Below are 12,472 nucleotides of genomic sequence, written 5' to 3'. Positions count from 1 at the left end.
GGTAACTGAAATGGAGGGATTAATATTGGAAGAACTTATGATTAAAGTAGATGAATTAATTGAAAAATATGGGTTATCTGATGTTAAAGAATATATTTATAAAAATCTTAAAAAAAGTGTTTACTTAAGTATTGCAGAAAAAGATGATTATAAAGTACTAGGCATATCAAGGGTAGGTGGTTACCCTGATGTGCCAGATAAATTTAATTGGCCGTTGACTAGAACAGGGGAAAAAATGACTTTTATAGCTCAATTAAATTTGAGAGAAGTGAGCATTAGTGATGAAAATCAAATTTTACCTAAAAAGGGTATGTTATATTTCTTTATGGGAATAGATGAACCAGCTTATGATATAGAACATAAAGTGATTTTTAGTGAAGAAGAAAATTTGAAATTTACAAAGCCTGAAAAATTTACTGTATTAGAAGAAGAATATGAATTAAGTTTTAATCCATACAAAGTCAAAGCAAATAGTTATATTGAAATACCTAATTATGCTTATTTGGATTGTGATCAAGTTGAGGATACAGATAGTTATTATGAATTACAAGAGAATTTATTATTTTCATTTAAAAACTACATTGGGAAAATATTTGGATATCCTATAGGACAACATGATGATTCAGAACTTGAAGCAACATTAAAAATAGTAGCAAATGAAAAGTATAACTATACAAAAAAAGATAAAGAAAAATTAATATCTGCTTTAAATGGAGATGAAAAGAAAGCTGATAAAGAGATAGAGGATATGCTAATGCTTCTTGAAATTGATACAGATTACAATGTTGGTTTTCAATGGTGGGATGCAGGATCCATTCATTTTTTCATAAGAAAAGAAGATTTAATAAATAAAAACTTTCATAATACATATTTATCTTTGTATTCAAGTTAATTAAAGAAAATTGTATCTTATTATGAAAGTGGGGGAATTAAATGTCACAACCAGTAGCAGTTCTTGCATCAGTTAAGATGCAGGAAACTGAATTTAAAAGGATGCTTAGGACAAAAGCAATTAAAGAATTTGCATCAGTGATAGAGAAAACTATTTTTTACAACATACCTAATTATTATATTTTTAGATATTTAAAGAAGGAACAAAGAGTATTTGCATATTTTTTCTTTAATCATGGAAATAAAGAGAGTTTGAATGAATCTATGAATTGGTTACCAATAAAAGAATTAGTTTTATTTAGTGATAAAGAGGATGCTGGATATATATTTAGTACCTTAGATGCTTTAGGGGTTAATAAAGAAGATATTCATCATATGTATATGATAAATAACAATGAAATTAATCATATTACAGAAATTCCAAATGAAGTGTTGAAACAATGTTTTAAAGATATAAATAAATATTTTTTTAAAGAAGTAGATAAAGATTTTGCAAATAATTTTTATAAAAGTCGAATAGTTGATAAGGGTATAGTAAAGCTGTGTAAGAAATTCTCAGAAGAAAGGCGTGTTAAAGATGTTCTTGTAAATCTTGATAAAGCATCATTTATAGAACCTTTACATATTTTTGGTGATTACTATTTCAATGGTAAATATATTTATTATAAGGTAGGAAAATGTGCAATTCTTAAGGAAATAAATTCAAAGACTTTTATACAAACTCCTTATGGTGCAGCTGATGAGAATCATGTAGTAGTGGAAGGTAAAGTTGTTAAAGCAAATCCAGCTTTATTTAAAAAATTGCAAAAAGGAGAATTAATCTATTATTTGAATAAAGAAAAGGTATTTAATAGTGAACTAGAAGAAATAGAAGAAGCAGATCCTAAAAGTTTTAAGATTATTAATGAGTATCACTCCGTTGATGTTAATGCAGTATATTTTGCTCAGAAAAGACTGACTAAAGAAAGTATAGGAAAGTACAAAATTCATTTAGGTGGCTATTATAATCATGAAAAAATATTAGAAGGTGAAAAGGCAGTATATTTTGGAGATAACTTAATAGATGTTGATGCAGCTAGTTTCAAAGTGGTTGATACGATAAAAAGAAAATATTTGGGGATTTATGGTTCGGTAATATATATTGCTAAAGATAAAAGAGGGCAAATGCTTTTGTATAGTGATTATGATAAAAGAGGAATGTTTTCTCAGTATAATCTAATTAGAATGGAAGACCCTATGAAATTTATAAGTGAATTAGAGCAAAAAGATAAGGAAAATTGGAATTATAGAATTAATTACTTTCCACCTAATAATATGGAGGATATAAAAAAATATTATGATGAATTTACAAAATGGAAAGATATATATTTTGATGAGTTTTATAAGGAATATAAAACACGTGTAGATATAGGATTATATCAAAAGATTAATAATTATTTCTTTGCATGTTTTGAACTTAATAAATGCAATGAAATAATTAGCCTTTATGAAGAGATAAAAGAGACGGCTTGGCTCAATCCATATTTATTTCATCATACAGCTTGTGCATATACAGCTTTAGGAGAATATGAAAAAGCTTTAGGTGAGATAAAAAAAGCAATAATATATGGATATGAAAAGGTTAATAAAATATTTGCTGATATGAATTTAAAGCCATTGTTTAAATATGATGAATTTAAAAAGTTAAAAGAATATTATAATTCAAAAGAATCTAAAATTCCATCAATAGAACTTCTAAGAGATATAGTTAGTTTGCCTAAGGATGGATATAAAGTTAAAGGCTTTGTAAGTTCGTTGGGTCATGTATTTGATTTTCAGGATGTTACAAAATTAAAAAATTCAAATAAAGAATATAGAGAATTGTTACAAAAGATTTATGATAATTATTTTAGATTATATGATGAACCATATAGGAATTATGATGTTTTGCATCCAGAAACTCATTATGAAATGATACAAGCTGTTTTTAGAGAGGCTCATGGTTATAATGGAGTTGTTGATAAAAAGAAATTAGAAGAAGTTAATGGGTTAATTAAAATATTAAAAAATTCTCTTAATAATAGTTACTATAAAGCTAGAAATTTAGTAATGATAAATAACTTTAGAAATGATAGTTTCTTTAAATATATTTTAGAGGAGTTATTTTAATTATAGAAACTGTTGAAATAATCAAAGAGGGGGAGTAAAAATGGGGTTACCAAAGAGCATTGATATTGAAGGTGTAGGGCTATTTGAATATTGTAGTGGGATTAATTATTATAAAAGCACAATTATGCTAGATGGCGAATCTTTTTATATTAATGTAGAAACAAAAAAAGAAAGTGTTATTAATAATCTATCAACACCTATAAAAAATGTTATGGACAATTTTAAGATGCTAAACAAAAAAGCTATACATCATATTAAAACTTATAATTCAGAAGATAATTCTGAAAAACTTGAAAAAAGATACCTAATTTTTTATGAGAATGGATCTTTTCAAATTGGATATGATGCAGGGGAAAGTCCAGCTGGTAACCTTACTATTTATGTTACTTTTCATAAAGATTTTTCAGCTGAAAAGGGATTAATATTTGAAGTATATTAGAAATTGAGAATTTCAATACAAAAACGATAATGGATATATTGAAAGGAATGTTAAAAATGAAACAAGAAATTTTAGAAAGAATAAAAGCTTTAGGTGGAAATATTGATAATGTAAAAGGAAATTCTTTAAAAGAAGATTTACAAAAGATTAAATTCAGTAATCCTTTATATCCAAAAAGCTTTGCTGAGGATTTATATGGAGTAGATGAATTTTATGAAAAACATAAAAATATGTATCTTGAAAATAAGGATCTATTTTATAAAAATATAGGAGATCATTATTTTTCAGATCATGAAATTCCATATGGACAATCGTTCTTTAGAAATTTTCTTTTTACACCATTTAAAGAAGGATCAGAAGACTTTGGAGAATTAGATGAAATAACAACTGAAGATGAAATAAGAGAAGTTATAAAATGCGATGAACTTGATTTTATGTGCATATGCTATTCATATGGATTTCCAGATCACTATTTTATTTGTTTGGGAGATTCAAATCAAAGTAATCCAGTAGTATATAGTACAGATCATGAAGAATTTTTTACAGCAATTAATCATAAAAAAAACTTAGAAGATTTCTTTAAAAGATTTTTAACTAAAGAAGAATTTTTAGATATTGTAAAAGATTATTTAGAAAATAGATAAGATATGTATGAATAAAAATGGATAAAATATTTTAGGTATGAATGATGATATGAGGGATATAGGGAGAAAAAATTGGATAGCAACTAAGGAAATAGACTGGAAACGCTTAAAAGCATACTATCAATTTAAATGGGGGAAAAATAAATGGATATGTTGGAAAGAAAAAAGCTACTTGAAAGAGAATTTATAGAAGAAGCAAAAAATAAGAAAAAACTTAAGGAAAAGAAACGTAAAGAAGAGATTGCTAATGTTTTAAAAGATATACAATTATATCCAAAAGCAACAGATGTTTTAGAAAATGAAGAATTAGAGTGTTTTTTTAGACCAATTTTAACAATAAAACGTGATATTAAAGGTAAAGAATTTTTAATACATATTCTTTTAAGTCTAGGAATTTCTGAAGACAAACTATGTGATGGACATAAATTTAGTGAAAATGGTTTTTTTGGATTTGAATATAATGGTGGAAAATATAAATATGTTGGAAGTGAAGAGGTGTTTTATAATCAAGAGCGAACAAAAGCTTTAAATCTTTACTTACAAGCAGATTTTATTGAGCAAAAAGAAATATATCTTTCCAAAAAAATAGGAATGGAAGTTTATGTAGAGAAAATGATGAAAAGAATTAAATCCATAGTTCAATTAGGGAGTTGTGGCAGTCTAAGATGTTATTTAGAATCATTTTATAGTTATGAATTAACTAAATATCAATATCAAGCAACTGGTAGTTTCAGAAGTTTTAGAGAAATAACTGAAGGATGGAAAACTAGTAGTGATTTTGTGCATGATGAAAAAAATATAACCAATATAATAGATGAATTTTTTATGAATATAGAATATAATTTTAAAAATTATTATGATATTACTCCAGACATGGCTTGCTTTGGAATTGATGCTTTTAATTTCATGGCAAGTAAAGATATGCTATTTACTTTAGTGGATGCAGAAAAAGAAAGATTATATATGTTGGAATATTGTAGTTAAGCAATGATTTCTCTCTAGTTTTATTGATATGTGGATATGAATTTCAAATTTGGTGTAGTAAAATTAAGTAGTACAACTAGAGGAAGGAGGGGAATATGAAATACGTTGATTATAAAGAGTTAACTGGTGTAGTTATTACTCAAGATAACTTTAGTTATGAGGAAGATAGAAAATCTTGGAACAGAGCAATTGATAAATATCCATTAGCAATTGTTTATTGTAAAAATAATGAACAAGTAGGAAATGCAATAATATGGGCTAGACAAAACTTACTAGAAATAAGGATAAGATCTGGAAGACATCATTATGAAGGATATTCAACAGGTGATGATGTAGTAGTTATAGATGTAAGTAAAATGAATAAAATTAGTGTAGATGAAGAAAAGAATATTGTAAAAATACAAGGTGGAGTTAGGAATAGAGAGTTATATGATACTCTGAACAATTTAGGATATCCATTTCCAGGAGGAGGATGTCCAACTGTAGGAGTACCAGGGTTAGTACTAGGAGGAGGATGGGGATACTCTAGTAGACTATTTGGATTAGCATGTGATAGTTTAATTGAAGCAGAAATAGTAGATTTTAAAGGTAATATAATAATTACTTCAGAAAAAGTTAATAATGATCTTTTTTGGGCATTAAAAGGAGCTGGGGGAGGTAACTTTGGAATAGTTACTTCAATGACATTTAGGCTCCCAAAGAAAATAGAAATGGCAACCCTAATAGATATAGATTGCTTAGAAGCTAGAGATGAGGAAATAATTAAAGCTTATGAGGTTTGGGAAAATCTTTTTAAAGATTTAGATAGAAGAATTAATTTGAAAATGGGTATTTATAATTCTTTGAAAAAAGGACCAGGAGTTCGTATTACAGGAGTATTCTATGGAACCAAAGAAGAAGCTAAGTCAATATTAGTATCTTTTAAAACTATTACTAAAAAGGAGATATTTAAATTAGAGTATCTTACTGTTTTAGAGGTAAATAGAATAATTCAAGATAGTCATCCACCCTATGAAAAGTATAAATCTTCAGGAAGGTTTGTATATAATGACTATACAAGATATGAAATAGAGAAAATTATAGAGTTAGTTAAAGAAAGAGCAGAAGGGGCAGTATACACAGCAGTTTCTTTTTATGGATTAGGTGGAGCTGTTAATGATAAAGATAAAAAAGAATCAGCTTTTTATTATAGAGATGCAAAATTCATAATGGGATTTCAATCAGTTTGGGAAGAATCAAAATATGCCCAAGAAAATATTGAGTGGGTAAAGAAAAAACAAAGACATATAAATGAAATTACAACAGGATCTTATGTTAGTTTCCCATGTGCAGAGCTTGAAGATTATGAAAGAGAATATTATGGAGAAAATTATTATAGACTTAGGGAAATTAAAAGAAAGTATGATTCAGAAAATGTATTTAATTTTCCACAAAGCATAAATAATGTAGAATTAAAAATTGCAATGAAGAAAAATATTAAACAAATCGATTAATTAGAAATAGTTAATCGATTTGTTTAATTTTATTCACTCTTAGTTAATAGTATTTAGCTTTATAAATAACAATATAAAATTGATTTATATTAAAGAAACTACATCTATATTTTATAATTTTTTTTATTAAAGAACATAATAAAGAGTATAGAATCATGGAGGGAGTGGATAGAAAATGAAGATATTAAAAAGAAACTTGGTTTTTATTATAATTTCAGTTATGGTAGTATCTTTTAGTTCGAAAGCAATTAATGCTAGTTTAAATATTTCTAAAAGAGAGGTAGCAAAAATAGCAGTAGTTTGTTATGATCTTAAGCATCCATATGTTTTGTTAATTAAAGAAAATTTAGAAAAAATTCAAAATAATAATCCTAACAAAGTTGCATTTACTTTTTTTGATTCTGAAAAGAATTCTTCTACACAACTTCAAAATATTAATACTACTATTCAAAATGATTTTGATTCAGTAATACTTAATGTTGTTGAGCAAAGTAGTAGTGTAATAGATGATATTGTTTTTAAAGCTAAACAAAGAAATATTCCATTAATTTTTTGGGCATCGAGTGTTCCTAATACAGATGTTCTTCAAAAATATTCTAGAGCTTTTTCTTTGAATGAAGATAATGATGTGATTTCTGCCATGCAAGGAAACTTTATTGTAGGTATGTGGAATTCCAATAAGGAAATTATTGATAAGAATGGTGATGATATATTTGAATATATACTTTTGCGAGGTTATCCTAATAATCCATTAGACATGCAAAGGGAAAAAAGTTCTATTAGAACAATTCATGATGGGATAGGTAAAACACAAGAACTTGAAACTGTATTTGCATATTGGGATGAAAATTTAGCAGAAGAATCAATTTCATCATTATTTCTTAAGTATGGTAACAAAATTGATGCTATTATTACAACTGGAGATGCCTTGGCAATTGGAGCTGTTAAAGCTCTTCAAAAATATGATTATAATAAAGGTGATAAATCAAAAAGTATTTTAGTTGTTGGAATTGACTGTTTACCAGAAGCTAAAAACTTGGTGGAAAAAGGATTCATGGCTGGGACTTTTTATTTTAGTTTTTATCTAAAATCACAAGCCATGTATGATGTGTCAATGAATTTAATTTCATATAAAAATCCTATTGATGGTACAAATTTAAAAAGATGTGACAAGAAAATTACAATTACAGGGATACCTGAACAATATATAATGAATTTCAATTCATAAATTACAAAATAAAAATTATAAATTGAAATTTTTGTAGTTAAATTTATATGGAATTATTTTAAAGACAAGAATTTTAATCAATCCTTGTCTTCAATTTTTAGTTTGAAAAGTATAACACAGAAGGTAATAAAGTACTATCTTTAAGTCTTCGTGCCGATACAATTGTAATAATATACCTTAGGTGCTATAATTATCACAATATTTTCATATAGAAATTATAAGGGGGAAATTATATGAAAAATAAAAATCTAAGACTTATAAAATTACTTCAAACTGGAGTACTTGCAGCATTATGTTTTGTAGCATTTACTTTTCTTCAAATTAAAATTTTTTTACCAGGGGGAGATGCAGTATCCTTACATGTAGGAAATGCCTTTTGTGTATTGGCTGCACTTCTACTTGGAGGATGGTATGGAGGACTTGCAGGGGCAATAGGAATGACAATATCTGATATACTTGATCCTGTATATATTCTAGGGGCACCAAAAACTTTTGTACTAAAATTATGTATTGGGGTGGTAACAGGTTTAGTTGCACATAGGTATGCTAAGATAGATAAGAATAATGATAAGAAATATATATTAAAATGGAGTATAATATCAGCCATTTGTGGATTAGGTTTTAATGTGATTTTTGATCCTGTTTTTGGATATTTTTACAAACAATACGTTTTGGGACAACCACAAGAAGTAGCAGAGATATTAGCAAAATTTAGTGTGGGTATCACAGCTGTAAATGCAGGTATATCTGTAATATTGGTGAGTTTTATTTACAATACATTAAGACCAATATTAAAGAAATCAGGATTACTATTACCTATTGAAAGAGAATAAATGTAACCAATATACCTAGGGGAAGAAATAGAATTAAAATAAAAGATTCAAGGGATAAATTCTTGAGTCATTTATTTTAATTCTATTTCTAATTTTCAAGTATAATATTAATTATTAATAAGATGCATTTTTATAATATATATATATTAAAATAGCTAAAAAAACAAGGGATATTTTCCAATTTTTTTTAAACCAACTTTCATTAGTTTTCCCATCTTTTATATTTGCTTTTTGTTTTGTTTCTTGATATGCATTTATTGTTTCATTATATTTATCTTTAGGTGATTTATTATTTAAATTTGGTCTTATTATGTTAGTATCATTAAGAGCAGCATGATAACTTTCTTTAATGCTTTTTTTTACTATATTTAATGCTTCACAAAGTTCGGTAGCATTTTGAAATCTTTCAACAGGTCTCTTTTCTAAACATTTTAAGATAACTCTATTAAAATACTTGGGAAAATTATTCACAATATCTGTTGGTGGAGTAACAGGATAATTAGCATGTTTAATTATTATAGCCATAGTATTCTCTCCATAAAAAGGTACTCGCCCAGTAACCATTTCATACATAACAATACCTAGGGCATATAAATCTGTCCTACCATCAACAGGATGTCCATTAGCTTGCTCTGGGGAAAAATAATGTGCAGAACCTATAATTAGATTAGAAGAAGTCATACTTATAGAATCATTTCCTTTAGCTAAGCCAAAATCCATTAATTTAACTTTATTATTTCTTGTAATTAAAATATTGTCTGGTTTTACATCTCTATGAATTATATTGTTTTTATGAGCAACTTCAAGAGCTCTAGCAGTTTGTAAGGCTATATCTAGAGCAGCTGTTGGATCAAGTCTACCATGTTCATTTATTATTTTTCTCAGCGATTTTCCATCTACATATTCCATAACTAGAAAATTAATATTGCCTTTTGAACCAACACCATAAAATTTAACTATACTAGGATGTGATAAACTTGCAATTAAGTTGGCTTCTCTATTAAATCTATCTATAAATTTTTGAGAATTATTTAATTCAGTTTTTATTATTTTAATAGCTACAAATGTATCTAATATAACACAACGTCCTTTATAAACAGTTCCCATACCACCTTCGCCAATTTTTTCTAATATTTCATAACGATTTAAAAGTAATGTACCTATCATAGCTTCTCCCCCTGTAACATAAGGTATAATAGAATTATATCATATACAAGTACATACAATAAACTATGAATTTTTGTGTTATTCTACAATATCAGACAATTTTAAGAAATTGCAATGTAAATCATTTATTTTTATATATAAAAAAAGTGATCTAAGATTTATTACCTTAAATCACTTATATTTGTAATATCCTAATCCTCTGAGTTATTATCATCTTCTTCATTATCATTATTAGTATTTTTTGAGTGATCATCTTTCTTAGAATCAGATTTCTTTGGCCCCTTACTTATTACTAAAGTTATTTTTTCATCTTTTTCCAAAGCTGTATTTGCAGCGGGAGATTGTTTAATTACATAACCACTAGGGACAACATCATTATATTCATTTGTAATTTTACAATTTGAAAATCCGTTGTCTGATATAGTTTTTTTGGCAACGTCCTGTTTTTTTCCAATCACTGAAGGTAGCTTTTTCTTTCCATTTTCATCTGAATTTTTATTTTCTTTTTCAGTAGGTGTATTTTTAGTATTAATATTTTCATTATTAGATGTAGTGTTAGTAGCTATATTACTATTTTTTTTAGGAATAAAAATTATAAGTAGAAAAATGGCTAGAATAGCTACTCCAGCAATAAATAATTTTTTCTTATTTTTATTAATCCAGCTATTTTTATTATTTTGGATTATTAGAGCGTTATCAGGGACTTTTTCAAGCATCATAGTTCCTGGAATTTCTTCTTGGTCTATAAGTACTGTCTCAGAATAGGTTCCTTCAGATTTAGTTGTATTTGATTGTGGATTAATGCAAAATATATCTTCAGTTCTATTTTGTTTTAACTTTAAACAATCATTAATCTCATTTAATGATTCAATAAGATCTTTTGCTGTTTGAAATCTATTATCAGGATCCTTCTCTAATAGTTTTAAAATAATTGCATTCAATTCATCAGGTAAATCAGCAATTATATTTTTTGGAGGAATAACAGGCTCATTAATGTGTTTAAGAACTATGTATACAGAATTTTCTCCTTTAAATGGAACTTGTCCAATTAACATTTGATACATAACAATTCCTAGGGAATATAAGTCTGATCTGCAATCCACCTTATCTCCTTTACCTTGCTCAGGTGATAGATAATGTACAGAACCAACTACTATATTTGTAGAAGTTAGATTTACTGAATCAGTAACTTTTGCTATACCAAAATCCATTAGTTTAACTATATTATCTTTAGTTATTAAAATATTATCTGGTTTTATATCTCTATGAATGATGTTATTTCTATGAGCAATTTCAAGAGCTTTAGCAAGTTGTAGTGCTATATCTACAGCTTTGCCAGGACTAAGAGTATTATTTTCATTGATTATTTCACTTAAAGATTTCCCGTCAATATATTCCATAACTAAAAAATGTATGTCATCTTCATAACCAACATCATGAATGTTTACAATATTTGGATGAGATAAACTTGCAACTGAATTGGCTTCTCTTTTAAATCTAGTTATAAAATCTTTAGAGTTATTTACATCTTTTTTTAATACTTTAATAGTTACAAACCGGTTTAGTATGTTACATCTAGCTTTATAAACAACTCCCATACCACCTTCACCAAGTTTTTCTAATATTTCATATCTATTTAAAAGTAATGTCCCGATCATAGTACGTCCCCCTTAAAACTAATGTAATATATGAATTATAACATAAGTGATTATCACCATAAAACTATAAATTTATCTATTTTTCTGATATATTAGACATTTTATGAAATAATCATATTATAGAAGTAGATATTTTTTTGAAGGGGCTAAAAATATGTATTCATCAAGAGAAAGTGATAATTATTGCTTAAGCGATTACGGAGATTATAAAAGAACTAATAAAATAAGGGTTTCTGGAAAAGGTGTATTAAAAGCACAGCCAGACTTAGCTGAGATTCAAATAGGTGTAGTAACAGAAAATCAAGAATTACAATTAGCACAAGAGGAAAATGCTAAAATAACACAAAATGTTATAAATGGTATAAAAGCAATGGGGATTTCTGATAGATTTATACAAACTGAAAACTATAATATAAAATCTAACTATGATTATGTTGATGGAAAACAAGTTTTTAGAGGATATGAGGTAAGTAATTTTATAAAAGTAATTATTACTAATATAGGTATTGCAGGTGGAATAATTGACACAGCAGTAAGTAATGGAGCTAATTCTGTGAGTGATATTAAATTTATTGTTTCAGATGAAAAAAGACACTATTATGAAGCATTAAATTTAGCTATTGAAGATGCTCAAAATAAAGCAGTTGTTATGGCTAATAAACTAAGGGTACATTTAAATGTTGTTCCAAGTGAAATAAATGAGAGGAGTAGTGGAATAGTAAGGCCATTAAGTGGTGTTAGTTATAAAGCAGCAGGAGTAAGTACACCTATTGAATCAGGAGAAAATGAGATAATTGCAGAAATTGATGCTATATTTTTATTCCATTAGGTAATGTAAAATCAAATTAAGGTTTGCTTAATGTTTATTCAGGTTAAAATATTGTATAATTTAAATAATTGAGAAAGGAGAATTGAGAATCTCCTTTCTTAATTTATTACAGTTTTTGTCTATTGAATAGTTAAAAAAGAAGGTATTATTTTAAAAAT

At 26.7% G+C, this 12,472-nt stretch carries 11 protein-coding genes; 9 read left to right on the top strand and 2 right to left on the bottom strand.

The window, feature by feature from the left end; all coding sequences use genetic code 11:
• Window positions 1–25 precede the first annotated feature (25 nt).
• From NNC19_RS05495 to NNC19_RS05460, 8 genes are all read left to right on the top strand, one after another.
• Entirely contained in the window at window positions 26–892 is an 867-nt protein-coding gene (locus NNC19_RS05495; protein ID WP_310937618.1) for a YwqG family protein, read from the top strand.
• Window positions 893–933: 41 nt separating this feature from the next.
• Window positions 934–3,039, top strand: a complete 2,106-nt coding sequence (locus tag NNC19_RS05490; protein WP_310937617.1) for a hypothetical protein — start codon at window positions 934–936, stop codon at window positions 3,037–3,039.
• A gap of 40 nt (window positions 3,040–3,079) precedes the next feature.
• Window positions 3,080–3,478, top strand: a complete 399-nt coding sequence (locus NNC19_RS05485) for a hypothetical protein (protein ID WP_310937616.1) — start codon at window positions 3,080–3,082, stop codon at window positions 3,476–3,478.
• A gap of 29 nt (window positions 3,479–3,507) precedes the next feature.
• Window positions 3,508–4,122 (top strand): hypothetical protein, encoded by a 615-nt coding sequence (locus tag NNC19_RS05480; protein WP_310937615.1) that lies wholly within the window; start codon window positions 3,508–3,510, stop codon window positions 4,120–4,122.
• A gap of 144 nt (window positions 4,123–4,266) precedes the next feature.
• Complete coding sequence (locus NNC19_RS05475) at window positions 4,267–5,106, top strand: hypothetical protein (protein ID WP_310937614.1); 840 nt, start codon at window positions 4,267–4,269, stop codon at window positions 5,104–5,106.
• A gap of 95 nt (window positions 5,107–5,201) precedes the next feature.
• The gene (locus NNC19_RS05470; protein WP_310937613.1) at window positions 5,202–6,599 is read left to right on the top strand and encodes an FAD-binding oxidoreductase; all 1,398 of its coding nucleotides are present in this window, start codon (window positions 5,202–5,204) and stop codon (window positions 6,597–6,599) included.
• A 175-nt stretch (window positions 6,600–6,774) separates the two neighbouring features.
• Window positions 6,775–7,827 carry a substrate-binding domain-containing protein gene (locus NNC19_RS05465; protein ID WP_310937612.1) on the top strand — a complete coding sequence of 351 codons (1,053 nt, stop codon included), beginning with the start codon at window positions 6,775–6,777 and terminating at the stop codon, window positions 7,825–7,827.
• Window positions 7,828–8,060: 233 nt separating this feature from the next.
• On the top strand, window positions 8,061–8,660 hold the full coding sequence (locus NNC19_RS05460; RefSeq protein ID WP_310937611.1) for an ECF transporter S component: 600 nt from the start codon (window positions 8,061–8,063) through the stop codon (window positions 8,658–8,660).
• A 114-nt stretch (window positions 8,661–8,774) separates the two neighbouring features.
• Here the strand turns inward: NNC19_RS05460 and NNC19_RS05455 are convergent, their stop codons facing one another.
• The gene (locus NNC19_RS05455; RefSeq protein ID WP_310937610.1) at window positions 8,775–9,827 is read right to left on the bottom strand and encodes a protein kinase domain-containing protein; all 1,053 of its coding nucleotides are present in this window, start codon (window positions 9,825–9,827) and stop codon (window positions 8,775–8,777) included.
• 191 nt (window positions 9,828–10,018) lie between these two features.
• Entirely contained in the window at window positions 10,019–11,485 is a 1,467-nt protein-coding gene (gene pknB, locus NNC19_RS05450) for a Stk1 family PASTA domain-containing Ser/Thr kinase (RefSeq protein WP_310937609.1), read from the bottom strand.
• A 154-nt stretch (window positions 11,486–11,639) separates the two neighbouring features.
• Between pknB and NNC19_RS05445 the strand changes: the two genes are divergently transcribed.
• Window positions 11,640–12,314 carry an SIMPL domain-containing protein gene (locus tag NNC19_RS05445; protein ID WP_310937608.1) on the top strand — a complete coding sequence of 225 codons (675 nt, stop codon included), beginning with the start codon at window positions 11,640–11,642 and terminating at the stop codon, window positions 12,312–12,314.
• Window positions 12,315–12,472: the final 158 nt, after the last annotated feature.

Origin of the sequence: Clostridium sp. SHJSY1 (assembly GCF_031626875.1) — a bacterium.
In the GTDB taxonomy this organism is placed as follows: domain Bacteria; phylum Bacillota; class Clostridia; order Clostridiales; family Clostridiaceae; genus Clostridium.
Note: the sequence above shows the minus strand (reverse complement) of the source record. Positions and strands in the feature narration are given on the sequence as shown.